Origin of the sequence: Mesorhizobium sp. SARCC-RB16n, assembly GCF_008520305.1 — a bacterium.
In the GTDB taxonomy this organism is placed as follows: domain Bacteria; phylum Pseudomonadota; class Alphaproteobacteria; order Rhizobiales; family Rhizobiaceae; genus Mesorhizobium.
The window spans coordinates 53,952-80,105 of sequence record NZ_ML703287.1; the positions used below are offsets into that span (position 1 = coordinate 53,952).

General features: G+C 62.7%; 24 protein-coding genes and 1 pseudogene. 15 read left to right on the forward strand and 10 right to left on the reverse strand.

Going from position 1 to position 26,154, the window contains the following annotated elements; genetic code table 11:
* Positions 1 to 415 precede the first annotated feature (415 nt).
* From C7I87_RS28265 to phoB, 7 genes are all read left to right on the forward strand, one after another.
* Positions 416 to 4,966, forward strand: a complete 4,551-nt coding sequence (locus C7I87_RS28265) for a PAS domain-containing protein (RefSeq protein WP_188394035.1) — start codon at positions 416 to 418, stop codon at positions 4,964 to 4,966.
* A 532-nt stretch (positions 4,967 to 5,498) separates the two neighbouring features.
* The gene (gene pstS, locus C7I87_RS28270; RefSeq protein ID WP_149907314.1) at positions 5,499 to 6,554 is read left to right on the forward strand and encodes a phosphate ABC transporter substrate-binding protein PstS; all 1,056 of its coding nucleotides are present in this window, start codon (positions 5,499 to 5,501) and stop codon (positions 6,552 to 6,554) included.
* A gap of 66 nt (positions 6,555 to 6,620) precedes the next feature.
* Positions 6,621 to 7,604 carry a phosphate ABC transporter permease subunit PstC gene (gene pstC, locus C7I87_RS28275; RefSeq protein ID WP_149907315.1) on the forward strand — a complete coding sequence of 328 codons (984 nt, stop codon included), beginning with the start codon at positions 6,621 to 6,623 and terminating at the stop codon, positions 7,602 to 7,604.
* Positions 7,605 to 7,607: 3 nt separating this feature from the next.
* Entirely contained in the window at positions 7,608 to 8,459 is an 852-nt protein-coding gene (gene pstA, locus C7I87_RS28280; RefSeq protein WP_149907316.1) for a phosphate ABC transporter permease PstA, read from the forward strand.
* Complete coding sequence (gene pstB, locus C7I87_RS28285) at positions 8,456 to 9,259, forward strand: phosphate ABC transporter ATP-binding protein PstB (RefSeq protein ID WP_149907317.1); 804 nt, start codon at positions 8,456 to 8,458, stop codon at positions 9,257 to 9,259. The genes pstA and pstB overlap by 4 nt, the downstream gene beginning before the upstream one ends.
* 25 nt (positions 9,260 to 9,284) lie before the next feature.
* On the forward strand, positions 9,285 to 9,992 hold the full coding sequence (gene phoU / locus C7I87_RS28290; RefSeq protein WP_127277552.1) for a phosphate signaling complex protein PhoU: 708 nt from the start codon (positions 9,285 to 9,287) through the stop codon (positions 9,990 to 9,992).
* Positions 9,993 to 10,010: 18 nt separating this feature from the next.
* Entirely contained in the window at positions 10,011 to 10,700 is a 690-nt protein-coding gene (phoB, locus tag C7I87_RS28295; RefSeq protein ID WP_010911896.1) for a phosphate regulon transcriptional regulator PhoB, read from the forward strand.
* Positions 10,701 to 10,980: 280 nt separating this feature from the next.
* On the opposite strand, the pseudogene C7I87_RS36155 reads toward phoB, so the two are convergent.
* Positions 10,981 to 11,293, reverse strand: a pseudogene (locus C7I87_RS36155) (sugar kinase); the annotation flags it as partial.
* Positions 11,294 to 11,363: 70 nt separating this feature from the next.
* On the reverse strand, positions 11,364 to 12,335 hold the full coding sequence (locus C7I87_RS28305; protein ID WP_149907318.1) for a sterol desaturase family protein: 972 nt from the start codon (positions 12,333 to 12,335) through the stop codon (positions 11,364 to 11,366).
* A 112-nt stretch (positions 12,336 to 12,447) separates the two neighbouring features.
* Between C7I87_RS28305 and C7I87_RS28310 the strand changes: the two genes are divergently transcribed.
* Complete coding sequence (locus C7I87_RS28310) at positions 12,448 to 13,329, forward strand: LysR family transcriptional regulator (protein WP_149907319.1); 882 nt, start codon at positions 12,448 to 12,450, stop codon at positions 13,327 to 13,329.
* A gap of 238 nt (positions 13,330 to 13,567) precedes the next feature.
* On the opposite strand, the gene C7I87_RS28315 is transcribed toward C7I87_RS28310, so the two are convergent.
* Complete coding sequence (locus C7I87_RS28315; RefSeq protein ID WP_149907320.1) at positions 13,568 to 14,812, reverse strand: ROK family transcriptional regulator; 1,245 nt, start codon at positions 14,810 to 14,812, stop codon at positions 13,568 to 13,570.
* A gap of 270 nt (positions 14,813 to 15,082) precedes the next feature.
* Here C7I87_RS28315 and xylF point away from each other — a divergent pair, with 270 nt between their 5' ends.
* The 4 genes from xylF (at position 15,083) to C7I87_RS28335 (ending at position 20,222) form a co-directional block, all read left to right on the forward strand.
* Complete coding sequence (gene xylF / locus C7I87_RS28320) at positions 15,083 to 16,123, forward strand: D-xylose ABC transporter substrate-binding protein (RefSeq protein WP_149907321.1); 1,041 nt, start codon at positions 15,083 to 15,085, stop codon at positions 16,121 to 16,123.
* A 144-nt stretch (positions 16,124 to 16,267) separates the two neighbouring features.
* Positions 16,268 to 17,620, forward strand: a complete 1,353-nt coding sequence (locus C7I87_RS28325; protein ID WP_149907322.1) for a sugar ABC transporter permease — start codon at positions 16,268 to 16,270, stop codon at positions 17,618 to 17,620.
* 10 nt (positions 17,621 to 17,630) lie between these two features.
* Positions 17,631 to 18,443 carry an ATP-binding cassette domain-containing protein gene (locus C7I87_RS28330; RefSeq protein ID WP_149907323.1) on the forward strand — a complete coding sequence of 271 codons (813 nt, stop codon included), beginning with the start codon at positions 17,631 to 17,633 and terminating at the stop codon, positions 18,441 to 18,443.
* Positions 18,444 to 18,581: 138 nt separating this feature from the next.
* Entirely contained in the window at positions 18,582 to 20,222 is a 1,641-nt protein-coding gene (locus C7I87_RS28335) for a CHASE domain-containing protein (RefSeq protein WP_149907324.1), read from the forward strand.
* 118 nt (positions 20,223 to 20,340) lie between these two features.
* On the opposite strand, the gene C7I87_RS28340 is transcribed toward C7I87_RS28335, so the two are convergent.
* From C7I87_RS28340 to C7I87_RS28360, 6 genes are all read right to left on the reverse strand, one after another.
* Positions 20,341 to 20,586: a YMGG-like glycine zipper-containing protein gene (locus C7I87_RS28340; RefSeq protein ID WP_149907325.1), complete on the reverse strand. Its 246-nt coding sequence runs from the start codon at positions 20,584 to 20,586 to the stop codon at positions 20,341 to 20,343.
* Between the two features lie 82 nt (positions 20,587 to 20,668).
* On the reverse strand, positions 20,669 to 20,995 hold the full coding sequence (locus C7I87_RS28345; RefSeq protein WP_149907326.1) for a hypothetical protein: 327 nt from the start codon (positions 20,993 to 20,995) through the stop codon (positions 20,669 to 20,671).
* A gap of 175 nt (positions 20,996 to 21,170) precedes the next feature.
* Positions 21,171 to 21,347, reverse strand: coding sequence for a hypothetical protein (locus C7I87_RS35405; RefSeq protein ID WP_188394037.1), 177 nt, complete (start codon positions 21,345 to 21,347; stop codon positions 21,171 to 21,173).
* A gap of 133 nt (positions 21,348 to 21,480) precedes the next feature.
* Positions 21,481 to 22,515: a sensor histidine kinase gene (locus C7I87_RS28350; protein WP_149907327.1), complete on the reverse strand. Its 1,035-nt coding sequence runs from the start codon at positions 22,513 to 22,515 to the stop codon at positions 21,481 to 21,483.
* A 162-nt stretch (positions 22,516 to 22,677) separates the two neighbouring features.
* Complete coding sequence (locus tag C7I87_RS28355; RefSeq protein ID WP_010911886.1) at positions 22,678 to 22,842, reverse strand: DUF1328 domain-containing protein; 165 nt, start codon at positions 22,840 to 22,842, stop codon at positions 22,678 to 22,680.
* A 206-nt stretch (positions 22,843 to 23,048) separates the two neighbouring features.
* Positions 23,049 to 23,843 carry a response regulator gene (locus C7I87_RS28360; protein ID WP_149907328.1) on the reverse strand — a complete coding sequence of 265 codons (795 nt, stop codon included), beginning with the start codon at positions 23,841 to 23,843 and terminating at the stop codon, positions 23,049 to 23,051.
* Between the two features lie 216 nt (positions 23,844 to 24,059).
* Here C7I87_RS28360 and C7I87_RS28365 point away from each other — a divergent pair, with 216 nt between their 5' ends.
* Complete coding sequence (locus C7I87_RS28365; protein ID WP_149907389.1) at positions 24,060 to 24,263, forward strand: NepR family anti-sigma factor; 204 nt, start codon at positions 24,060 to 24,062, stop codon at positions 24,261 to 24,263.
* 3 nt (positions 24,264 to 24,266) lie between these two features.
* Positions 24,267 to 24,818: an RNA polymerase sigma factor gene (locus C7I87_RS28370; RefSeq protein WP_010911883.1), complete on the forward strand. Its 552-nt coding sequence runs from the start codon at positions 24,267 to 24,269 to the stop codon at positions 24,816 to 24,818.
* Between the two features lie 43 nt (positions 24,819 to 24,861).
* Here the strand turns inward: C7I87_RS28370 and C7I87_RS28375 are convergent, their stop codons facing one another.
* Positions 24,862 to 25,311: a response regulator gene (locus C7I87_RS28375; protein ID WP_149907390.1), complete on the reverse strand. Its 450-nt coding sequence runs from the start codon at positions 25,309 to 25,311 to the stop codon at positions 24,862 to 24,864.
* 71 nt (positions 25,312 to 25,382) lie between these two features.
* Here C7I87_RS28375 and C7I87_RS28380 point away from each other — a divergent pair, with 71 nt between their 5' ends.
* Positions 25,383 to 26,144, forward strand: a complete 762-nt coding sequence (locus C7I87_RS28380) for a Crp/Fnr family transcriptional regulator (RefSeq protein ID WP_149907329.1) — start codon at positions 25,383 to 25,385, stop codon at positions 26,142 to 26,144.
* The last annotated feature ends 10 nt before the right edge of the window (positions 26,145 to 26,154 follow it).

Here is a 26,154-nt window from a genome sequence, read left to right on the forward strand (position 1 = left end):
GGCGCAGGCTTCACGACCCTGCGCTCGAAAACCCGTCCGGGAGGCTGTGGCGGCCCCGGAAAGGTGCCGTTGTCCGCTTGAGGCTGGTAGTCGACATTGGGCGGTGGCCGGTCCCAGATCCGCCTGGCGTCGAGCGGCCGCGGGATGATGACCGTGCCGTCATAGCTGCGGGAGCAGCCGCCGCCGAAAAGCAGCACCACGCCCAGCAAGAAAGGCCCTATCCGTCCATACATTAGCAACACCCCTGCGCATGCTTATAGCGCGGCCTTGCTCCGCGCCACAACCGGACGGAATAACGCAGTAGGAACAGGCCGGTTGCGCCGTTAAGGTTAGCGGATCGTTAATGCTTCTGCGGCACATTCCGCCGACGAACCGCGGAGGGAGGTTCGGCCTTGATTTTCGGGGTGGGGACAGCATGGCGGAAGTGGACGAAGCAATCGGCGCGCGCGGCAAGCGCGAGCCCGGCAAGGCAGCCGCGCATGGAGGCGATGGATCATCCGGCGTCGGCATGGATTGCGCAGACGCGCTGCGCCGGCTCGTTGAAGCGGGTTCGGACTGGATCTGGGAAACCGACGCGGAACTTCGCTTTTCCTGGCTTTCACAAGACTACCAGGCGGCGACGGGCATCGATCCGGCTGATGTGCTCGGCCGTTTCCGCTTCGATTTTCTCAACCAGGTCCTGAAGGGCAACCGCAGCACGGCAGCCCATCTGGAGGATTTGCAGGCGCACCGGCCGTTCCGCGACTTCGTCTACGAACTGAAGGGTGGCCGCTCCGATTGCCGCTGGGTGCTGACGTCAGGCTTCCCGCGTTTCGACAGCGAAGGAAACTTTGCCGGCTATCGCGGCATAGGCCGCAACGTCACCGCGCTGGCCAGCGCCTTCGAAGCCATGGAGCCGTCGGCTGGCGGCGAGCCTGTCCAGCATCTTGCCGATCTCGAGCGGACGATGGACGCCATGCATATGGGCGTCGTGCTTCTGGACGCCAGGCTCGACGCACTGATCGTCAACAAGGCCTATCGAAATCTCTCCGGGATTCCGGATGGGGCCGTAACCGTCGGCGCTCCGTTCAGCCTGTTGATGGAACTCAACCGCCGCAATGGTATCTACGGCGACATAGACGAAGCGCAATGGCAGCACTACCTCGCCACTCGCATCGAGGAGATCAGGGCCGGTACAGTCGCACCCCGAGAGTTTGTCCGCGCCGACGGGCGGACCATGATGTTCTCCGTCACGGCCCTGTCGAGCGGCAAGCGCCTGCTGACCTACTATGAGGTCACCGAGGTCAAGCGCCGTGACGCCGAGATCGAGGATGCCAACGCCAAGATCGCCGAGACTTTCGCCAATCTCCGCACCATGGTCGACCAGATGCCGATCGGGGTTCTCGTCGTCGATGCCGACATGCGTGTCGAGGTCATCAACCGCGCCTTTTACGATTTCTGGCAGATCGAAGCTCGGGGCGCCGAGACCGGCTGCAGCTTCCGCGATCTGATGGACGCGAGCCGCGACACCGACCCCAATGGTTCGGACGACGCGACATGGGAGCGGCATGTCGCCGAGCGCGAGGCCGAAATCAGAGCCGGCACAGCAGGATCGCGGCAGTTCCCGCGCAAAGACGGCGGGACGCTGATCGCGTCGATGGCGCCGCTGGCCGGCGGCAAGCGGTTCATTTCCTATGTCGATGTCACCGAAATGAAGGACCGCGAGGCCGAACTTGCCGAAGCGCTGGAAAAGGCGCGATTGGCGGAGGCCGTGATCAACGCCGTCAAGGATCCGATCTTCGTCAAGGACGACAATCTGCGCTTCGTCTTCGTCAACGAGGCCTTCGCGGCGCTGTTCAAGCAGACGCCGCAAGCCATGCTTGGCAAACCGGGAGGCGATTTCCTCGGGCCGGCCGATGTCGCGCTGTTCGAAAGCAGCGAACGTGAGGTATTGGCCGGCGGGCGGCAGTACGAAGTGGAGGAAAGCTTCAAGGCCGACGGCGCCAGCCGTTCGCGAATCGTCAGGAAGAACCGCGTCCGCATGGCAAGCGGCCGCGACTATGTAGCCGGCTTTCTCTTCGACATCTCCGACATGAAGCGGCGCGAGACCGAAGCGCAGGAAGCGCGCAAGCATCTCGCCAACGTGCTGGAATCGCTGCCGGCAGGCGTCATCATCTACGACCGTGACGACAAGTTCGTCTTCGCCAACCACAGACTGCAGAATACGCTGCCGGCGCTGAAGCCCTTCTGGCATCCCGGCCGCACTATCCGCGAAGCGCTGGAGTTCGGTCATTCGGTCGGCTATTTCCGTTCGAGCGGCGATCTCGGGATCGACGGCCTGTACGAAGCCGATTCCGAGCGTTGGCTCGATGGTATGCTGGCGCGTTACCATCTCCCAAATTCCTCCTATGAGCGCCTCGATGCCGATGGACGCTGGTACCAAGTCTATGACATGCGCACCGATGACGGCACGTTTATCGGCGTCCGCGTCGACATCACCGACCTGAAAAGCCGCGAGGCGGCGCTTCGTGACTCGATGCGCCAGATCGATCTCTTCCGGCATGTCATGGACGAGTTGCCGGTGGCCGCCTTCATCAAGGCGCAGGACCTGAGCATCGAGTTCGTCAACAAGGCCTGGTGCGCGCTGACCGGTCTCGCCAAGGACGATGTAATCGGCCGGACCGACCGTCAGCTGTTCAGCGGCGAGGAAGCGGAGAGCTTCAGCCAGGACGACACCGATGTCGTGGCCAGCGGCAATGTGCGCGAGGTCGAGGAGCCCGTCACCCATCGTGACGGAACGGTGCGGCAGTTGATGACGCGCAAGAGCCGCCTGGTGGCCACGGACGGATCGGTGCATCTGGTCGGCTCCAGCACCGACATCACCGACGTCAAGGCACGCGAGCAAGCTCTGGAAGAGAGCATGCGCGAGAACGAGGTGTTCCGCAGCCTGATCGACAATGTCCCGGTGTCGATCTACGCCAAGCGCTCCGATCTCAGGCAGTTCTATGTCAACAAGGGCTGGTGCGACCTCACCGGCTTCAGCAAGCAGGACGCGATCGGCAAGACCGACGTCGAGATATTCGGGCCGGATGGCAAGGCCTTCGTGGCCGGCGATCTCGCCGTGCTGCGTACCGGCGAGACGCAGGAGATCGAGGAGACGGTGCGCCTTCCCGACGGCAGCGTCAGGCATCAGTTCGCCCGCAAGGGCGCAATGATCGCTTCCGACGGTTCGCTTTACCTGATCGGTTCGACCACGGACATTACGGAGCTCAAGCAGCGCGAGGCGGAGCTCGGCGAGGCGCGCCAGCGCGCCGTGCTCGCCGACCGCGCCAAGTCGGAATTCCTCGCCAATATGAGCCATGAGATCCGCACGCCGATGAATGGGGTGCTGGGCATGGCTGAACTCCTGGCCAAATCCAATCTCGACCCGAAGCAGAAGACATTCACCGACATCATCGTCAAATCGGGCAATGCGCTTTTGACCATCATCAACGACATCCTGGATTTCTCCAAGATCGATGCCGGCCAGTTGGTGCTCGACCCGGCACCCTTCAATCTCGCCGAGGCGATCGAGGACGTGGCGACGCTGGTGTCGACACGGGCCAAGGAAAAGGACCTCGAACTCATCGTGCGCATCGAGCCGCGGCTCGAAAGCCTGTTCATCGGCGATGTCGGCCGCATCCGGCAAATCGTCACCAACCTGGTCGGCAATGCGGTGAAGTTCACCGAAGAAGGCCACGTGCTGGTCGATGTGACCGGCGAACCGGTTCCGACGGGAACCAGGCTGACGATATCGGTCACCGATACCGGCATCGGCATCCCCGAGGAAAAACTGAAACTGGTGTTCGAGAAATTCAGCCAGGTCGACACGTCGTCGACAAGGCGCCACGAGGGCACCGGGCTTGGCCTTGCCATCACCTCGCGGCTGGTCGACCTGATGGGTGGCGACATCGGCGTCGAGAGCGCCGAAGGCAAGGGGTCGACTTTCTGGTTCACCGTGACACTGCCTGGGGCCGAGCGGCAGACCGGGCAGCGCATCACGCCGATGGACGTGACGGGCGCACGCGTGCTGATCGTCGACGACAATGCCGTCAACCGGGCCATCCTGACGGAACAGATGACCTCGTGGACGTTCGATTCTTGTGCGGCTGAAAGCGGCGCCGAAGGTCTCAAGGTGCTGATCGCAGCGGCAGCCTATGGCGTGGCGGTCGACTGCGTCGTGCTCGACTACCAGATGCCCGGGATGAGTGGCGCCGAAATGGCGCGCATCGTGCGCAACACCGAGGGCCTCGCGGACACGCCGATCATCATGCTGACCTCGGTCGACCAGTCGTTTGCCAACACCAGCTACCGCGATCTTGGCATCGACGCGCAGCTGATCAAGCCGGCACGCTCCTCGGCGCTCCTGGAAACGCTGGTCGCGACCATCCAGCGCCATCGCCACGCGACCGGCGGCCAGACCGTTCAGCCGCCAGCGGGCGAGGCGATCGAGACTACCCGCCGGTCGCCTCTGACGATAGCCGAGCAGCGTGCGCAGTTGCAGCCGCCAGCGGTTCGTCCCAGGCTGCCTGCCACGGGCGACGGGCACAGGTTGGATATCCTCGTGGCCGAGGACAATGAGGTGAACCAGATGGTCTTCACCCAGATCCTCGGCGAGACCGGCTACGGTTTCGAGATCGTCGGCAATGGGCGCAAGGCGCTCGAGGCCTTCGGCACGCTCAATCCGTGCATGATCCTGATGGATGTCTCGATGCCGGAGATGAGCGGTCTCGAAGCGACGGCCGCGATCCGGCGGCTTGAGCAGGAAACCGGCACGCATGTGCCGATCGTCGGTGTCACCGCGCATGCGCTCAAGGGCGACCGTGAACGCTGCCTGGAGGCGGGCATGGACGACTATCTGCCCAAGCCGATCAGCCCCAGGGCGCTGCTCGAGAAAGTCGAGCGCTGGATCGGTGCTGGACGTCAGGTCCATCGCAACGCGGGATAGCACTCGCGTCGCCCGGATTGCAGGATCCGGCGGGGCAAATCGAGGGAATCAGCAGGGGATTTGCCGCTACCTCTGCGTGCAGTGACTATGGTGCGATCGCGCCATATCAAAGGCGGTGTCCAGCCGGAACAATAGCAAAATCGAATTCCGCCCTTCTCAGTTACGGGCGGGAGTAGCGACCGCCTGCAAGAAACAGTGTCACTCTACCCCAACGGACCTGTTTTTGGCGATGGCCCGGCCATGATACGCTCTGGCCGCGAGCAACGCGCTCCCGTCCGGATTTTCTTCACTTGGGAAAGCCCGGTCGAATCCCGGGCGATTCCAGCCGCCGGACGGCTCAAGCCCCTGATTCAGGCGGTAAACTCGGACCACGCCACGAGCGCCCGACATCAGCGCCTTTCGCGGTGCTGGCGACGCGTTACCGGGCTGACATGAAACTGTCATGCGACTGTAATAATCGAAGGCTATTGGCCTCAGCGGGCGCCGGAGGAAATGGCGCCGAGAGACCATCTTCCGAACAGGAGCAGGCCACATGAGACATTTCATCCGCTCGGCGGCCGTTGCGATTGCAATGGCTGCGGCGTCCACCCTCACCCTTTCCGCAGCAATGGCAGCTGACCTTTCCGGCGCCGGTTCCACCTTCATCTATCCGGTGTTCGCCAAATGGGCCGACACCTACAAGAAGAATACCGGTATCGGCCTCAACTATCAGTCGATCGGTTCCGGCGGCGGCATCAAGCAGGTTATCGCCAAGACCGTAACCTTCGGCGCCACCGACAAGCCGATGTCCGACGCCGATCTGGAAAAGAACGGCCTCGTGCAGTTCCCGATGGTGATGGGCGGCATCGTGCCGATCGTCAACCTCACGGGCATCAAGCCGGGCGAACTCGTCCTCGACGGCAAGACGCTGGCCCAGATCTATCTCGGCGCCATCACCACTTGGGACGACGCCGCGATCAAGGCGCTGAACCCCTCGCTCACCCTGCCGTCGACCGCGATCGCCGTCGTGCATCGTTCGGACGGCTCGGGCACAACCTTCAACTTCACCGACTACCTCGTGAAGCTCTCGCCTGACTGGAAGTCGAAGGTTGGTTCGGATACGGCCGTCGAATGGCCCACCGGCGTCGGCGCCAAGGGCAGCGAAGGCGTTGCCAACACCGTCAAGCAGACCGACGGCGGCATCGGCTACGTCGAGTACGCCTATGCCAAGCAGAACAACCTCTCCTACTCCAAGATGCTGAATGCAGCCGGCAAGGTCGTCGAGCCCTCGCTCGAATCCTTCGGCGCTGCCGCTTCGAATGCCGACTTCAAGGGCGCGAAGAACTTCAACGTCATCATCACCAACGAGCCCGGCGACGCCACCTGGCCGATCGCCGCCTCGACCTGGGTGCTGATCCACAAGGCTCCGGACGATGCCGCCGCCACCGGCGAAGCGCTGAAGTTCTTTGCCTGGGCCTACAAGGACGGCAAGGAAACCGCCAAGGCGCTCGACTACGTGTCGATCCCCGACAGCGTCGTCGACCTGATCAAGGCTTCGTGGAAGGCCGACATCCAGGCCGGCGGCAAGCCGGTCTACGCTGGCGAGTAACATCACCCGAAGGAGCGCCGCTTCGCGCGGCGCTCCTTTTTCTCAACACAAAGAGCCGAGCTTGACATGAGTGCTGTCCAGGAAGCCTTGCCAGCCATCAAGGGCTCGCGCGACGCCACCGTCAGACGTTTCGCACTGACGGACACGATCTTTCATGCGGCGACCCGTGCCGCTGCGATCCTGGTGCTGGTCCTGCTTGGCGGTGTCGCCATCTCGTTGTTTGCCGGCTCCTGGCAAGCGCTCTCGACCTTTGGCTTCTCCTTTCTGACCACCGAGAGCTGGAACCCGGTGACCGAGAAATTCGGTGCGCTTGCGCCGATCTATGGCACCATCATCACATCCGCGGTCGCCATCCTGATCGCCGTGCCGCTCGGCATCGGCATCGCGATCTTTCTCACCGAGCTTTGCCCGCGCCCATTGCGGCGCCCGATAGGCATGGCGGTCGAATTGCTCGCCGGTATCCCGTCGATCATCTACGGTATCTGGGGCCTGTTCGTGCTGGCGCCGTTCCTGCAGACGACTGTGCAACCCTATATAATCTGGCTGTTCCACGGCGTTCCCGGGCTGAACAATCTGTTTGCCGGCCCGCCCTATGGCATCGGCCTGCTCACCTCGGCGATGATCCTCGCCATCATGATCCTGCCTTTCATCACCTCGATCACCAAGGACGTGTTCGACACGGTGCCGTCGGTGCTGAAGGAGTCGGCCTACGGCATCGGTTGCACGACCTGGGAAGTGACACGGCGCGTGGTCATTCCCTATACCCGCATCGGTATCATGGGCGGGGTCATGCTTGCCCTTGGCCGTGCGCTCGGCGAGACGATGGCCGTCACCTTCGTCATCGGCAACGCGCACCGCATCTCGACCTCGCTGTTCGCGCCCGCCACGACGATTTCGGCGACCATCGCCAATGAATTCACCGAGGCCGTTGGCGATCTCTATACGTCTTCGCTGGTGGCGCTCGGCCTGATCCTGTTCGTCATCACCTTCCTCATCCTTGCCATCGCACGCTACATGTTGATGCGCATCGACGCCCGCACGGGAGCCTGACCGATGTCGACAGCCGCATCGCTTCACCAAAGCCGCAAGCGCAGGAATGGCGTGATGATGACGCTGTGCGTCGTCGCCGCCGGCATTGGCCTCGCCTGGCTGGCGCTCATCCTCGGCGCGCTGGTCTACAAGGGTCTGTCCGGCGTATCGCTGGCCGTGTTCACCGAAATGACGCCTCCGCCGGGTGATGCCGGCGGTCTGCTCAATGCCATCTACGGCAGCGTGGTGATGACGATCATCGCCGTGATCGTCGGCACGCCGATCGGTGTGCTCGCCGGCACCTACATGGCCGAGTACGGCCGCTTCTCCAAGCTCACGACCATCGTGCGCTTCATCAACGATATCCTGTTGTCGGCGCCATCGATCATCATCGGCCTGTTCGTCTACGAGTTGATGGTGCGGCCGATGGGACATTTCTCGGCCATCGCCGGCGCCGTTGCGCTCGCCATCCTGGTCATTCCGGTCGTGGTGCGTACCACCGAAGACATGCTCAATCTGGTGCCCAACGCGCTGCGTGAAGCCGGCACCGCGATCGGCGCGCCGCGCTGGGTGGTCATCAAATCGGTCGCTTACCGTGCAGCGCTCTCCGGCATCGTCACCGGCATATTGCTTGCCATCGCCCGCATCTCCGGCGAGACGGCGCCGCTGCTCTTCACCGCGCTCAACAACCAGTTCTGGTCGAGCAATCTCAACGCGCCGATGGCCAGCCTGCCTGTCACCATCTTCCAGTTCGCTCTCAGCCCCTATGAGGAATGGCAGCAACTGGCGTGGACCGGCGCACTCATAATCACCCTGACGGTTCTCGGGCTGAGCATTTTCGCCCGCAGCCTTACCGGACGCAGAGAGGACAGATGAAACCGATGTTGTCCACCGAATTGAACACGCCTGAAGCCGTCGTGGATAAGGCCAAGATCGAGGTCAAGAACCTCAACTTCTACTACGGCCAGTCGAAGGCGCTGAAGGATATCAGCCTGTCGCTGCCCGAGCGCAGCGTCACCGCCTTCATCGGCCCGTCGGGCTGCGGGAAATCGACGCTGCTGCGCGTCTTCAACCGCATCTACGAGCTCTACCCGAAGCAGAGCGCCGAGGGCCAGGTGCTGCTCGACGGCCACAACATCCTCGACCGCTCGCAGGATCTCAACCTCTTGCGCACCAAGATCGGCATGGTGTTCCAGAAGCCGACGCCGTTCCCGATGTCGATCTACGAGAACATCGCTTTCGGCGTCCGGCTCTACGAGAAGATCAGCAAGTCCGAGATGGACGGCCGTGTCGAACAGGCCCTGAAGCGTGCGGCATTGTGGACCGAGGTCAAGGACAAGCTCAACGCCAGCGGCCTCAGCCTGTCTGGCGGCCAGCAGCAGCGTCTTTGCATCGCCCGCACCGTGGCGGTGAAGCCGGAGGTCATCCTGCTCGACGAGCCGGCCTCGGCGCTCGATCCGCTGTCGACCGCCAAGATCGAGGAACTGATCGACGAGCTGCAGGCCGACTACACGATCGTCATCGTCACCCACAACATGCAGCAGGCGGCGCGCGTGTCGCGTCAGACGGCTTTCATGTATCTGGGCGAACTGGTCGAGTTCGACCGCACCGAGAAGATCTTCACGTCGCCTCGCGAGAAGCGCACGCAGGATTATATCACCGGCCGCTTCGGCTGATCTCACGCATACGAGGACCAGGCTCATGGCCGAACATACAGTCGCAGCCTTCGACGAGGATCTCGGACAGATCAGCAGGCTGATCAGCGACATGGGCGATCTCGCCGGCACGATGGTCGGCGGCGCCACCAAGGCGCTGCTGAATTCTGACAACGCGCTGGCACAGCGCGTTGTCTCCGACGACGCCATCATGGATGCGCGCCAGCGTGAACTCGACGACCGCGCCATCACCCTGATCGCCAAGCGCCAGCCGATGGCCGACGATCTGCGTCATGTCGTCGGCTCGATCCGCATGGCGGGCGACCTCGAACGCATCGGCGACCTTGCCAAGAACATCGCCAAGCGCGTCGGCTCCGTCGGCCTCACCGCCACGCCGCGCGACCTGTCGCACTCGATCGACTCCATGGCGCAACTGGTGCTGATCCAGGTGCAGGGCGTGGTCGAGGAATATGCGGCCGGCGACGCTGCCGCCCTTGCCAAGCTCAGGAATGACGACGAACGCATCGACGTCAAATACACCTCGGTGTTCCGTGAACTCCTGACCTACATGATGGAGGATCCGCGCAACATCACGGCTTGCACCCATCTTTTGTTCTGCGCCAAGAATCTCGAACGCATCGGCGACCATGTGACCAACATTGCCGAGAATGCATATTATGTGCTGACCGGCACGCAACTGCCCGCCAACCGTCCGAAGCAGGACGAGACGGCGATGTCGGCGCCGGCGGCTTGACGATAGGATGACCTGCCAATGATCGCGCCACGCATCATGGTGGTGGAGGATGAGGAGCCGCTCGGCGTGCTCCTGCGCTACAATCTGGAATCGGAAGGTTACCAGGTCGAGGTGGTGACGCGCGGCGACGAAGCCGAGATCCGCCTCCAGGAGAACGTGCCCGACCTCCTGGTGCTCGACTGGATGGTGCCGGCTGTTTCCGGCATCGAACTCTGTCGGCGTCTGCGAATGCGGCCCGAGACCGAGAGGCTGCCGATCATCATGCTGACGGCGCGCGGCGAGGAGAGCGACCGCGTGCGCGGCCTCTCGACCGGCGCCGACGACTATCTGGTCAAGCCGTTCTCGACGCCGGAATTCATGGCCCGGGTCAAGGCCCTGCTGCGCCGCGCCAAGCCGGAAGTGCTGTCCAGCGTGCTCAAGGTCGGCGACATCGTGCTCGACCGTGAATCGCACCGGGTCTATCGCAAGAAGAGCGAGATCCGGCTTGGGCCGACCGAATTCCGCCTGCTCGAATTCATGATGCGCCATCCCGGCCGGGTGTTCTCGCGCAGCCAATTGCTCGACAATGTCTGGGGCGAGACGATCTATATCGACGAGCGCACCGTGGACGTGCATGTCGGCCGCCTGCGGAAGGCGGTCAACAATGGCCGCATGCCCGATGTGATACGCACCATCCGTGGCGCAGGCTACGCGATCCGCGAGGATTGAAGCTGCGCCCGGCCAGCGCGACGCAGCGAAACATTCCTCGCCTCGCGGAAATGGCCGTTCGACTCACTGTGCCGTTGCCATCGAGCGTGCTGTCGGGTTTGCGCATCTGGACCGGTATCGAACTTTCCACTGCCCCAGCGTCGGTGTCGCACCGATCGCACGGTATGGTGTCACCGTCATCGAAGTCGTCAATAGCTTGGGACGCTCAGTCAAGCGGTCGAGACGCGCATTCATGGCGTCCGGCCATGCTTTTCCGGGAGTCCAAGGCGTTCGCGCGGGTTCAGGCAACGCTCTTCCCGGCACTTCCTCTCACCTGCACGCCCGGCGCGAAAATCTCCTGGTCGACGAAGGTCAATGCGCGTGGCGCAGCCTTCGCGGATGAGCGGCAGTTCGTTCGGCTCGGTGTCGAAGGAAATCGATTTCGAGTGCTGGCCGCCGGCGGTCTGGGCGATGGCCTCGCGCAAGGCCGGCTCGATCAGGTCGAAGGCTGCGGCGCTGACGCCGACCATGGCGACGGGTGCGGGATCGATCAGCGCGAACAGGCTGCCCAGCCCATAGCCCAGCGCCTCGCCGGCCTTGCGGTAAAGAGATCGGGGGCTAGGGCGGTCTGCGGCGTAAACCTGCCTGAGGACTTATATCACGTGCCCCTTCCGCCGGCGTGACCTATAGCCGGCGCCGCGCGGCAAGACGCGCCTTCATCCGTGCCTTTGCCGATTCAGTGCCATCGTGGAAGGTGTCGAACCACTTGTCCCATGGCACTTCCAGCGTGCCGTAGTTCACCTCAAAGTAGCGATGATGAAGCTGGTGGTGGAAGGTGCCCAGGTCGACGCGCTTGCGCCCGGCCAGCCAGAGCCCTTCGAACCCGGTATGGGTGGTAATGGCGTAAAGGCCATAGAACATCAGGTGGCAGATAAGATGCATCGGGCTGGACGGAACAACGAAATGGACCAGCGCGGTTCCGAAATAGAAAATGTGTTCAACCGGGTGCATCGCAAGGCCCGACCACGGCCCCACATCAATATTGCGGTGATGCAGCGCGTGGATGCGGTAAAGGAGCTTCGTATGGAGCAGCCGGTGAATCCAGTAGAAGTAGAAACTCTCCCAGATCGGGATCAACAGGAAGAGGCCGACGAACCAGACCGGGTGGCCGGACCATGTTAGAGTCGGCGCATAGCCATTGGCCATCGCCCACCAGACCAGCGCCTCGTATGCCGACCAGATCGTTACGCCCGAAGCCAGCGACCAGAATACGTTGTCGGCCAGTTGGCTGTCGAAACTGAAGGCGCGCCCCTTGCGCGGGTAAGGGCGCGGATCAAACTTCTTGTCGGTGCCCTGCAACTGGTGGCGGTGAAAAACAAGATGCAGCCCCTGCGCTACAATTGCCGTCAGGCCGAAGTTTCGTAGCCAGATCACCCCGATCCATAGCCCTGGCTCCTTCGCCTGGGCAAGCGTGGGGCTGGCCAAGGCATAAGCCGCGAAGGCCAGCCCCACGATGACGAGATTGATTGAGACAGGCAGCCAGCTTCCGACATACCAGCGAAAGATCTCTGCGAGGTTCAGCGGCCAGCGCCAGATCGGCGCAATCTCAATGGGCAGGCTGTCGGGGACGTGGTTCCATTCCTTCCGGTCTGACATCGATGTCGCTCTTTTCCGGCCGTGGCTCATGCGCAGGGTATTGCTCGGAAATTGACAACACAAAGAATATCTTTTCAGGTATTGGGGTCATTTTAATTGACGGTAAGATCTCATGAAAACACCGCACCCGACCTGGCTGCTCGCCTTCGAGGCGGCGGCGCGGTATGGCAGTTTCACCGCCGCGGCCACTGAGCTGAACCTGACCGCAGCGGCCGTCAGCCAGCATATCCGCCTGCTGGAAAAGCATGTCGGCGCGCGGCTGTTCGAGCGGCTGCCGCGCGGCGTTGCGCTGACGGATATCGGCCAGGCCTATGCCCAGCCGGTGCGCCAGTCCTTCGCCGAGTTGCAGCGGGCGACGGACGGTCTCTTCGCGCGCCCATCGCGGCGGGTGGTACGGGTGCGCGCCTCGATCACTTGGGCGGCGTTGATCCTTGCGCCCCGGTTGGCCGATTTTCGACAGGCCCATCCAGAGATCGACATCCAACTCTCCACCTTCGTCTGGTCCGATCGTTTTGAAGCCGGCAACAGCGATGTCGACATCCGCTGGGGGCACGGCGACTGGCCCGAGGGTGCGGTTCAACTGCTGGCCCATGAATCCGCGATCGTCGTCTGCCATCCTGCCGACACCGCCTGGTTGGCGGGGCACCGGGACATCCGCGACTTCCCCTTTGCCTGCCTGCACCATGTGATCGGGTTTGAGACCGAGTGGCAGCGCCTGTCGGATCATTTCGGCCTCGCCCTCCCGGCCCCGCCGCAGCGTGCCCGCTACGATTCATCGCTGCTCGCGCTGTGGGCGATGACCACGGGCGGCGGCGCCATGATCGTTCTGGAGAGTTTCGCCAGGCCGTTTCTCGATTCCGGCCAACTGGTCGCGCCCTTGCCGCACCGCGTGCCCATAAGTGGCGCGCATTACATGGTGCAGGCCGACGGGGCGGGGCGCAATGACGCGGTGCAGACCTTCTGCCGCTGGGCTGCGGCGCTCTACCCGGCCTGAACGCCGGTTGTGGGTACTGGCGCACGGCGGACCGCACCGCCGCCCGACGGGGCTTAGAGCCGGATGATTTTAGGTCGAATCGACCTGAAATCTGAATCCGTTTCTAAATCAAAGAGATAGAGCATGATGTCGTCCGAAAGCCGCTTCACACTTTTCGACATCATGCTCTAGCAGGAGGCCCGAAATCTGGCGGGTAGTATGTCATGCCCCGTCGGAGTGATTGGGTTCGATCTTGGTCTCAGGCAACGTTCTTTCCCGCGCCCGCCCTTGCCTGCACGCCAGGCGCGAAAATCTCCTGGTCGACGAAAGTCAGTGCGCGCATGGCGCAGCCTTCGCGGATGAGCGGCAGCTCGTTCGGCTCGGTGTCGAAGGAAATCGATTTCGAGTGCTGGCCGCCGGCGGTCTGGGCGATGGCCTCGCGCAAGGCCGGCTCGATCAGGTCGAAGGCTGCGGCGCTGACGCCGACCATGGCGACGGGTGCGGGATCGATCAGCGCGAACAGGCTGCCCAGCCCATAGCCCAGCGCCTCGCCGGCCTTGCGGTAGGCTTCGCGCTCAGGTCCGTCGTTCTCCCTTGCCGTCGCGGCGAGTGTCCGCATCTGCGCGTCGCTGACATCGGCGGCCGGCTCAGTGTCCTCGCCAAGCTGCCTGGCGTTGCGCCAGATGGCGTAATTGCCGGCATAGGCCTCGACGCAGCCGCGCCGCCCGCAGCGGCAGAGCGCGCCGCCCGGCCGGTGGATCATGTGGCCGAACTCGCCCCCAGATGAATGCGTGCCGGTGAACAGCTCGCCCTTCAGCACCAGACCCATGCCGATGCCGTGCGAGAGCAGGATGGCGATGAAGTCGTCGCGATAGCGTTCGGGGTCGCGCCAGCGCAGCGCCACCGCCATCATGTTGCAGTCGTTCTCCATGGTGGCGGGAATGCCGAATTCGGCTTCGAGTATGTCGGCGAAGGCAATGTCCGTCTGCGGCGTGATCGGCGACCACAGCATGGCACGCGCCTTGGTGTCGGTGATGCCCTGGATCCCCAGCGCGATGCGGGCAACACTGCGGACATCGAGATCGGGGTCCTCGAGACGACGTCGCACTATTGCCGTGCATTCACCGATCAGCGCCTCGCGCGACATGGTCAGCGTGTCCAGCCTGCGCTGCTCCTCGGCGACCACCTGGCCGGCATAGTCGATGACGGCGACGGAGAGGAAATTCAGCGACAGCACCACGGTCATGACAGTCGCGGCCTTGGGGTTGAGGCCAAGGCCAACCTGCGGCCGGCCGCGTTTCAATAAGCCGGCCTCGTTCGGCTTGCCTTCGGTCAGGATACCCTCTGCTATCAGATCAGCTGATATCGCCGATATGGTCGAGTGGCTGAGGCCGGTGGTGGCGGCGATCTCGGTGCGCGAGGGCTGACCACCCCGGCGCACGGCTCCAATCACCATAGCGCGGTTGCGCCGACGCAGATCGTCGTGGCGTATTCCGACCGACATGCCTTCCCACATCCTCCCAGTCGCCGTGGCTCGTAACTGCCCCTCGACACCTCCGGCAACGGGGTCGAATACTGGCAGAAGCGACTGGTGCTGTCATTTATTTATTGCGGAGCTCGAAAAAAAGTTCCTGGCACCTCAAAATCCATCGGAATCGATGTTGACAGTGCTCCGGCGATGGATCAGTGTTTTTTCGAGGCTCGAAAAAATAGGGCCTTTGTGCCGGCCTTCGGGCCAGTTTGGTCGCGCCATACGCGGCGCAGGGAGGATAACATGAAGAGATTCACAGCCGCCATCCTGGCGGGTGTCGCCATGTCGCTGACGCTGGCGTCAGTCGCGCAGGCGAAGGACAAGGTCATCGGCGTTTCGTGGTCCAACTTCCAGGAAGAGCGCTGGAAGACCGACGAGGCCGCCATGAAGAAGGCGATCGAGGCAGCGGGCGACAAGTACATTTCCGCCGATGCGCAGTCCAATCCCGGCAAGCAGCTGACCGATGTCGAGAGCTTGATTTCGCAGGGCGCCAATTCGCTGATCATCCTGGCGCAGGATGCTTCGGCCATCGGCCCGGCGGTGCAGAAGGCGCTCGACGAGGGCATTCCGGTCGTCGGTTATGACCGCCTGATCGAGAACAAGGACGTCTTCTACCTGACCTTCGACAACAAGGAAGTCGGCCGCATGCAGGCCCGCGCCGTGTTCAAGGTGAAGCCTGAAGGCAACTACGTGTTCATCAAGGGCTCGGGCGCCGATCCGAATGCCGACTTCCTGTTCTCGGGCTCGATGGAAGTGCTGAAGGCAGCCATCGACAGCGGCAAAATCAAGAATGTCGGCGAGGCCTATACGGACGGTTGGCTGCCCGCCAACGCCCAGAAGAACATGGAGCAGTTCCTCACCGCCAACGACAACAAAGTCGACGCTGTGGTCGCGGCCAATGACGGCACCGCGGGCGGCGTCGTCGCGGCGCTGACGGCGCAAGGGCTCGCCGGCACCGTGCCGGTCTCTGGCCAGGACGGCGACCACGCCGCGCTCAACCGCATCGCGCTGGGCACCCAGACCGTGTCGGTGTGGAAGGACGCGCGTGAACTCGGCAAGAACGCCGCCGAGATCGCCTCGCAGCTCGCTGACGGCAAGAAGATGACCGACATCGCCGGCGTGAAGGACTTCACGACGCCTGGCGGCAACACCGTCAAGTCGCTGTTCCTGACCCCGGTCGCCATCACCAAGGACAATCTCAACTTGGTCATCGACGCCGGCTGGATCAAGAAGGACGAAGTCTGCGCGGGCGTCGCCGCCGGTAGCGTCGCTGCCTGCAACTGAGTTTGACCGCTTGAAGAAATGAAGGCGCCGCGGCCCCAAAGCCGCGGCGTTTTCTCAAAAAGATTTGTGTTTCCGCATCACGCGGGTAGCTTCTAGGCTGGGTTTCGGCATCCGCGTCAGACGGCCAGCCGGTGGGAGGAAATCATGACCGATACGACGTCCAATCCGCAGGCCGACATAGCGCGCGCCTCGGAGCTCGGCGCGGTCGCCCGGTTCCTGAAAGCGACCGAGATCGACACCCGCATGCTCGGCATGATTGGCGCCCTGCTGCTGATCTGGGTCGCGCTGCATGTGATTTCGAGCCTGCGTCTTGGCGTCAATCCGCTCGATTTCGACAGCCGCACGTTTCTCACGCCGCGCAATCTGTGGAACCTGTCGGTGCAGACATCCGCCGTCGCCATCATGGCCTGCGGCATGGTGCTGGTCATCGTCATGCGCAACATCGACCTGTCCGTCGGTTCCGCCGAGGGCCTGATCGGCATGGTCATGGGCTTTGCACAGGTGCATTTCCTGGTCCGGTTCGTGGGGCTTGAACTGGGCAACCCATGGATCTGGGTCCTGGCACTGGTCATTGGCCTGGCGCTCGGCCTTTTGATCGGCGCCTTCCAGGGCTTCGTCATCGCCTATCTCGAAGTACCGGCCTTCATCGTCACGCTGGGCGGCCTGCTCGTCTGGCGCGGCGCCGCCTGGTGGGTCACGTCAGGCCAGACGGTGGCACCGCTCGACGCCACCTTCCAGCTGATGGGCGGCGGACCGGCCGGATCAATCGGCGCAACCTGGAGCTGGGTCGTGGGCATCGTCGCCTGCCTGGCCGTCGTGTTTGCGCTGTTCAACGGGCGGGTGCAGCGCAAGCGCTTCCGCTTCCCGCTGCGGCCGATCTGGGCCGAGACGCTGCTCGGCGCCGTCACCTGCGCCGTCATCATTGGCGCGGTCTGGCTAGCCAACTCCTACCCGTGGCCGATCGGCATCGTGACCCGGTACGCGGCCGCCAACAACATCACCGTGCCCGAGGGCGGGCTGTTCATCGCCCACGGCATCGCCATACCAGTGCTGATGGCGGTCGCCGTCGGCCTGGTCATGACCTTCATCACCAACCGCACCCGTTTCGGCCGTTATGTCTTTGCCATCGGCGGCAATCCGGAAGCGGCCAATCTCGCCGGCATCAACACGCGCTGGATCACCATGAAGGTGTTCATGATCATGGGCGTGCTGGCCACGATCGCAGCCGCCATTTCGTCGGCCCGGCAGAACTCCTCCACCAATGTGCTTGGAACATTGGACGAGCTGCTCGTCATCGCCGCGGCGGTCATCGGCGGCACGTCGCTTGCGGGCGGTTCGGGAACGATCATCGGCGCCATGCTCGGCGCGCTTTTGATGCAGTCGCTGCAGTCGGGCATGGTGCTGCTCGGCGTCGACTCGCCGCTGCAGAGCATCGTCGTCGGCGCCGTTCTGGTCATCGCCGTCTGGCTCGATACCGTCTATCGCAAGCGGGTTTAGGGATACGATCATGGCTGACAAAACCGCTCCCGCAACTGGCCCCGTGGGCACGCCGCTGGTCGACATGCGCAACGTCTCGATCGCCTTCGGCGGCATCCGCGCGGTCGACGACGCATCGATCGATCTTTTCCCCGGCGAGGTCGTGGCGCTGCTCGGCCACAATGGCGCCGGCAAGTCGACGCTGATCAAGATCCTGTCCGGAGCCTACAAGCGCGATGCCGGCCAGATCTTCGTCAATGGCGAGGAGGCAGCGATCTCCAACCCGCGCGACGCCAAGAAATACGGCATCGAGACGATCTACCAGACGCTGGCGCTGGCCGACAATGTCGATGCCGCCGCCAATCTGTTCCTCGGTCGCGAGCTGATGACCGCCTGGGGCACGCTCGACGACGTCGCCATGGAGGCCGAGGCGCGCAAAGTGATGGGGCGGCTCAATCCCCGCTTCCAGCGCTTCAAGGAGCCGGTGATCAAACTGTCGGGCGGACAGCGGCAGTCGGTGGCGATCGCGCGCGCCATCCTGTTCAACGCCCGTATCCTGATCATGGACGAGCCGACGGCGGCACTCGGCCCCCAGGAAACGGCTCAGGTCGGCGAACTGGTCAGGCAGCTCAAGTCCGACGGCATCGGCATCTTCCTGATCAGCCACGACATCCACGACGTGTTCGAGCTTGCCGACCGGGTCTGCGTAATGAAGAACGGCCAGGTCGTCGGCACGGCACGCACGACGGATGTCACCCAAGACGAGGTGCTGGGCATGATCATCCTGGGCAAATGTCCTCCAGGTGCGATACCGGGGCCGGGTGCGCTGAAGATCGCCGCCTGAGGCCGGCCAGGCTACCGGGGCACGCCCCGTTGCCGTTCACATGATATGCCAGTGATCACGATGGCTTGGCCTGACCATTGTGTTGGTCCGGCGACTTGCCCATAAAGGTCCTGTTTTGCTCATGGACCGCATCATCCGTTGAAGAAGCTTTTTCCAATCGTCGCGTTCATTGCCGTTGCATTGATCAGCATGACCATGGCGGGATTCGCTTATTTCGCGACCCAGGAAGCCGCCCGCATCAAGTTCGAAGGGGCGGCCGATGACGCCCTCAACCGGATCGAGAGCCGCATCGACCTGCATCTGTCACTGCTGCGCTCGACGCAGGCCCTGTTCGACGCGCGCAACGGCGATATTTCCCAGAACGAGTTCAAGGCCTTCTTCAAGGCGCTGGATGTCGATAGCAATTTCGCCGGCCTGCGCGGCATCGGCTTCCTGCGACTCGTCAAGACGGGCGACGAAGCTGCGGTCGAGCGCGACATCCTCCACGATTTCGGCGCCAGTCATCCGGTCTATCCGGACACGACCCAGCCCTGGCGCACGCCGATAGCGCTTTTTGAGCCGCTGGATCCGTCCAACCAGGCAAGCATCGGCTACGACATGTTCAGCGAGCCGGTGCGGCGCGCGGCAATCGAAAAGGCGATGGCCGACGACCAGCAGCATGCAAGCGGGCTGGTGCAGCTCGGCCAGGGCACGGGCGCCGCGCAGACCTTCACCGGCTTCCTGGTCTTCGTGCGGCTCAATGTCGAAACGGCGCCGGAGGTCATCAACGCGTCGCGATCCTCGACCGCCGGCTTTCTCTATGCGGCCTTCCGAGCCCGGGACCTGTTCCAGATCGCGCTCAGCCGTGCGCCGCTGCTGCCGGTCAACACAGAGATCTATGACGGAGCGGTGAACAGCGACAATCTGCTGTTCCGCTCGGAGACGCCACCGGCTTCATCCTTGGGAAACCCTCTGCTGGTCACCCGCAAGATGACCGTGGCGGGGCGCCCTTGGACCGTGCTGTTCAGGCCGACGAGTGCCTTCTCTCAGCCGTCTTCGCGCGCCATCCCCGTGATGCTGGGGCTGTTCGGCCTGCTCCTGGCCGGCACCATCGCGTTGGTGGCGCGTTATCAGGAGCGGGCCTATGACGCGGTGTCGGCCTTGCACGAGACAACGGAAAAGAGCCTGCTCGAGAAGGACCTGATGCTGCAGGAGATGAAGCATCGCATCAAGAATTCGATCACCAGGGTGCTGGCGATCGCGCGGCAGACGGCATCACGGGCAACCGACGTTCATGAGTTCTCCGCTTCCTTCTCGGCCAGGCTGCAGGCGATGGCCGCTTCGCAGGACATGTTGACGCGCTCACGCTGGCAGAAAGCCGATCTTGCCGATCTGTTGCGCATCGAACTCGGCCAGGTGTTCGGCAAGGAGCTGCCGGAGGGGCTGCTGTCAGGCCCGGAGGTGCTGCTTGACGAAACCACGACGCAGGCGCTTGGCCTGACCTTTCATGAACTCGCCACCAATGCGCTGAAATATGGTGAAGCCGGCAATTCCGCCAATTCGCTGAGGAGTGACTGGGCGCTCAAGGTGGACTGGTCGCTGGAAGGGCGCGGGCGGGAGAGGACGTTGACGCTGAACTGGCGGGAGGCCGGAAAGAAGAAAGTCGAGGCGCCGGCCGAGACCGGATTCGGCACCAAGCTGATCGACCTCAACGTCACGCGCGAATTGCGCGGCACGATCAAGCGCGATTTCCAGGCTGACGGCCTGAAGGTGGAAATCAAGATACCGTTGACTGCTTGAAGGACAGGAAGCCGTTCTGAGACGACGCCAAGCATGGCGGCAGGCGAACCGGCGACCTGAACTCTAAAGCAAGGGGAAGCGGAGCCGGTTGCGGTCCCGCTTCCCCCAGATTATCGGATCAGTTGCAGCGGGCCCAGTGGATCGTACCGTCAGCGTGGCGATACTTGCAGCGGCCAGTTTGCACGTTACGGTACAACAAACCAGACCCGGCGCCCACAGCCGCGCCGATCAGCGCACCCTTGCCGCCGCCGACCAGGCCGCCGACACCCGCGCCGATCAAACCGCCGCCGACGACGTCCTGCTCGGTCGTGGTGCAGCCGCTGACAGCAACCACCGCAACCATGGCAATAAGTATTTTCCGCATAGAGTCGCTCCTCACTTGTGTCCACACTTTAGTAAGCTCCAACCGCCATTTAGCACGAAACGACGGCCTTTGCTGCTCCAATTTATTGTTGGCTAAGGGGGTCTTTTTCTGGGCGGATCGTGTTCGATGCCATGACGAGGTTGGAAATCGCCAACGAAGCGTCAAGGCTACCGTCTGGCCGCACCTTCCAGACAATTTGATCGTAGTCGTCCTCCAACGCAGGATCGACCGCGAGGCATTTGGCTACGACATGCTGCGCTTGGCCCTGCACATCGCCCATCGCGAAGGGGCGCTCAGCGGTGCATTCATCAGCAGTCTCAAAAACACTGACGGGCACGTGCAATTCCCGACATTCGGCCATCGTGTTCGAGCAGCCGATCACCAGCAACAACGCGGCTATGTGTTCCATGACAGGTGTCCTCTGGCCGCAATAACGGACCAGATCGTCGAAAAGTTCCTGTCATCCCAACGAGATTACGCGAATAGCTCGGAGAAAGCGCGGCTCCTCACGGTCGGAGGCGAGGCGGCGTTGACCGACCGGCGACTTCAACAGACACGCACTGTTGAGGAGAGCAGGACCTAAGTCAGGTCAGCTGCCAGAGAAGCGCGAGCAACATTATCGCGGCCAAGGCAAGAACGATCCCCTTCATCAAGCGCTTACCTGCTTCCGGGGGCGTTTTTACGAAGGATTCGGATTCCAGAAATTCGCCCATCGAGATACGGGCGGCTTGCTCCAATCTGTTCATGTCGGCGATCGTCAAGACATTCCTCCCGTACCGCGCTGCAAGCCCGCCAACAATGTTCCAAGTCGGGGCAGGTTCCGGCGGTATCTGGGAAAAACAGCATCCGCCCTTATGGTGAACAGCCGGTTAAGTATCGCTGCTTGCCTGGCTGTCACTGCGTCTCGAAATTGCTCTGCGGAACGACAAGGCGGTATTTAAGGTGGCCGTCGCCGATATCGAGGTTCGCGGTTCCGTTCAGAGACGCAGGCACCACCCGCTCCAACGCGACGCTGCCGAATCGCTTCTGACCGCTCCCGTCGTCGTTGGTCCCTATCGTTTCGGTCCACGTCAAAGACAGGGCGACCTCCCCCGTGGCGGCGGCGTTGAGGTCGGCGGTGACCTCGACGAAACCGTCCGGTCGGGACAGGGCGCCGTAGCTGACGGAGTTGACGGCGAGTTCGTGCATCGCCAGGCCAATATGCAGCGCGGCGTTGGGATTGAGGTAGGGATTGGCGCCACGGAAACGAAGGCTGTGCGACGGGTTCGCCCCGTAGCGGCCGAGTTGGCTGGCCACGAGGTCATGAAGGGCCGCCCCTCGCCAGTTGGAGGATGTCACCAGATCCTGGGAGGAGGCCAGCGACTGCAGCCGGCCGCGGAAGCGCATCAGGAAGTCGCCGATGCTGTTTGAATAGCGACCGGTCTGGGTCGCGATGCTCTGGATGATGGCCAGCAGGTTCTTCGAGCGGTGGCTGACTTCGCGCAGCAGTGTCGTCAATGTCTGTTCGCGCCGCTTCTGCTCGGTCGTCTCGACCATGGTGGTGACGACGCCTTGCACATTGCCGTCGTCGCTTCGGTCGGCATCGACCCAGATCTGAAACCAGCGAACGCCATTCTCGACCGGAACACTGATTTCAAGACGCTGAGCATCGCCGGTCGCAACCACATCGCGCTTGGCGGCGTTGATGCGGTCGGCCTGCGCCATCGGCAGGATATCTTTCCCGTCGGTATCATCGGAGACCCAGGGCGCGCGCATGTTGCGAGCCCATACGGTCTTCATCTCGCGATCCTGATAAAGGACGGAAATGCCGGCATTGTGCAGTGCGTGGAGAAGAGCGCGCCCAAGCTGCATGCCGCTTTCTGCGGGATGCATGGCGATGACTTCATCGGTCCGCGCGCCTTCCGTTCTATCTGGAGTCCTGGAGCGCATCGGTCAATCTGTCCACCCAACTCAGGCTGAACGGCTCACTGCCGAATGGGTTCCCTCTAAAGCGGTCCGCCGGACGGTGTCCATTGAAGGACGCCGCCCGGCGGTGGCTGGAAACCGTTTGAGGGGTGCGGCTTCCAGTGTTCGCCTGATAAGCCGCCAGGCTCACGCCCGCCTGAACAGGCCGGCCAGAAGCGAAATGACCAGGAAAGCGAGGAAGATGAAGAACAATATCTGTGCGATACCGGCGGATGTGCCGGCGATGCCGCCGAAACCAAGCGCGCCGGCAATAATCGCCACGACGAGAAATACGAGCGCCCAGTAAAGCATGGTTCATCTCCTTCGAATGACGCGATAAAAACGTGGGTAGATGCGGTTTGTTCCCACCATTCGCCGAAAAAGACGGTGCTTGCAAATCGTTCCGGGCGGCGTGGGGCTGGAAATTCGCCGGTGGCCGATCCGGCTTGTCAAAAAGGCCGCCGGATGCGTCGCATCCGGCGGCCTGATGGCCTTGTCCGGCTTCCGGAGACCGCGATCTATGCGGCAGCCTTGGCCTGCCGATCGAAGAACAGCGCCTGGCTGATCAGCGCCTTCACCATGTCGGGATTGAACGGCTTGGTCACCAGGAAGGCGGGTTCGGGCCGCTCTCCGGTCAGGAGACGCTCGGGAAAGGCGGTGATAAATATGACCGGCACCGATGTCGACGAGAGGATTTCGTTCACCGCCTCGATGCCGGAGCTGCCGTCGGCGAGCTGGATGTCGGCCAGCACCATCCTCGGTCGGGTCTTGCCGAACATAGTCACCGCTTCGGCATGGGTGCGCGCCGTTCCCACGACCCGATGACCGAGGCTCTCGACCATCTCCTCTATGTCCATGGCGATCAGCGGTTCATCCTCGATGATCAGCACGTCGGTCGCCACCTGACGGGAAATCTCGTTGCTTGCCTGGGCGAGCAGCTCAGAGAACTGCTGGTCGCCGACATCGAGGATTTCGGCCGCCTCGTCCTCGCTGAAACCTTCGACGGCAACCAGCAGGAAGGCCTGGCGGGGAAGCGGGGCGATCGCATTGAGATTTGCTGCAGCGCGCTGCTCCCAAGCCGACTGTGTCTGCTCTTGCGGAACGCGGATGGCAACGGAGGTGAAGAGCTTGGCGAAAACCTTGTACAAGGCGATCCGGTCACTCGACGCCTCCGGGAAGATGTCGACATCGGCAATGATCGCCTCAAGCATTGCGGCGACCAGCGCGTCGCCGCTCTCCTGCGATCCCGAGACGGCACGCGAGAAGCGCCGCAGGAACGGCAGATGCGGAGCGATGGTGGCGGACAAGCTCATAATGGACGTCTCCCTCAGATGACGCGGTTGGACGGATTGCAGGCCATGCTGATCGCAAGCCCCGTGAGAACAACGCCGCTTTTCCGAAAAAGTTCCGCCGATATGGAACGAATCGGGCGCAGTGGCGTTTTGAACGTCGGGATGGGCAACCAGACGAGGGTGTCGCTTGCCTTGTGTTGCGTTGAGCGGCTTGAGTTCTGGGAATATAAGGGCGAAATGAAGGATATGACAAAAGATATTCTGGCTGGCGCCGCGGGCGGGCGCCGGAACGGCGTCGGCGACCCTCTGGGGCCGAACTCCGAAATCGGACGCAAACTCAAACAATATTATGACGAGCTGGTCTCCGACAATGTGCCGGATCGCTTCGCCCAGTTGCTCAGCCAACTGGAAAAGGCCGAACCCGCGCAGAAGAAGGACTGAGGCATGGCAGCGGTCTCCCAAGGCTTCAAGACCGATCTGCTTGGGGCAATCCCGAGCTTGCGGGCTTTTGCCGTGTCGCTGACGCAGAATGCGGACAAGGCCGACGACCTCGTTCAGGAAACGCTGGTCAAGGCCTGGGACAAGCATGAGAGCTTTCAGCCCGGCACCAATCTCAAGGCATGGCTTTTCACGATCCTGCGCAACGAGTTCTATTCGCAGATGCGCAAACGCGGCCGCGAGGTGCAGGACAGCGACGGCATCATGACGGCCCGGCTTGCGGTGCATCCGGCCCAGCACGGCCAGCTCGACCTCAAGGATTTTCGCGGCGCTCTTGAGCAGCTGCCGGAGGACCAGCGCGAAGCCATCATCCTGATCGGGGCATCGGGCTTCTCCTATGAGGAGGCCGCCGAAATCTGCGGTTGCGCGGTCGGAACGATCAAGAGCCGCGTCAGCAGGGCCCGCACACGCCTGCAGGAAATCCTGAAAATCTCAGGCGAAGACGAGTATGGTCCCGATGCCATTTCGGCCCAGGTCACGGGGACGGCGGCACATTGAAATGCGGGCCGGATAACGCAATTCGAATGTAGTCGCGCCGGCATCAGGCCGCGGAGCCGCGACCGCAGGCCAGCGCCACGGCTTCGACGAGGTCCTCGCCTGAATAGGGCTTGGTGACCAGCCTCACCCCGGGGAAGGATGCCTTGATCTCGTCCGCATCGGAATAACCGGACGCAAACACGAACGGAACGCCGGTCTCCCGCAGGCCCGCGGCGAATTCGAGTGTTGAGGCGCCACCCAGCATCAAATCGACAATGGCTGCGTCGAAACGCATCGCGATCCTTCGGCCATCAATCTCGGCCAGGTCGCGGGCAACCACCACCTCCTCCGCACCGTGGTCACGGCAGAGTTGCTCGACATCCATGGCTATGAGGAATTCATCCTCCAAGACAAGAATGCGCAATCCGTCAAGTAATTGAGGCACAGGCAATTGCTCCTTGAAACGCCGGGAGTCATGATCGCAATTTGGTGTCTTGTCATTTAAAAAAGACATGCGCCGGCCGATCTCGGCAAGCGTAAAAACGGACCTGCCGACGGAAGGCCTTTGCAAGGGGGGGTGTCTAAATGCCGAGCCAGATCGGGCGCGCTTTTTCAAGCCGGCAATATCCTTGCGAGCAATGCCCGTTGCGGCCCCTGCCGGTATTCAGGGAGTTCGAGAAATCGGAGCTGGCCTTCATCGGCAAGTTCAAGAAGGGAGAACTCGCGGTCGACAAGGGTGCCACGGTCCTCGTGGAAGGAAGCCACAGCGCGCACCTCTACACCGTGCTGTCCGGTTGGGCATTCCGCTATAAGCTGCTGCAGGACGGCCGACGACAGATCCTCAATTACCTCATGCCCGGCGATCTCATCGGCTTGCAAGGCAGCGTCATGGGGGAAATGCAGCATTCCGTGGAGGCCCTGTCGCCAATGCTGCTTTGTGTGTTCGAACGCGACAATCTGCATGAACTCTACCGCAGCCATCCGGGTCTCGCCTACGACATCACCTGGATCGCGTCGCGCGAAGAGCGGATGCTGGACGAGAACCTGCTCAGTGTCGGCCGCCGCAGCGCGATCGAGCGCGCCGCCTATCTCATCGCCTTCATCGCCAGCCGCGCCAAGGTTGTCGGACTGAACGGCAAGCAGTCCATCCAGATACCGATCACGCAGCAACACATCGCCGATACGCTTGGACTGTCTCTGGTTCACACCAACAAGACGATCCGCAAGCTGATGGACCGCCAGCTGATCGTCTGGCGCGACGGCGGTTGCGGGGTCGTCGACAATGAAGGCTTGAAGCAGCTCGCCGGCTGGGAAGGGCTAGGCGAAGGCCGCCGGCCGCTGATCTGACGTAGCGCCT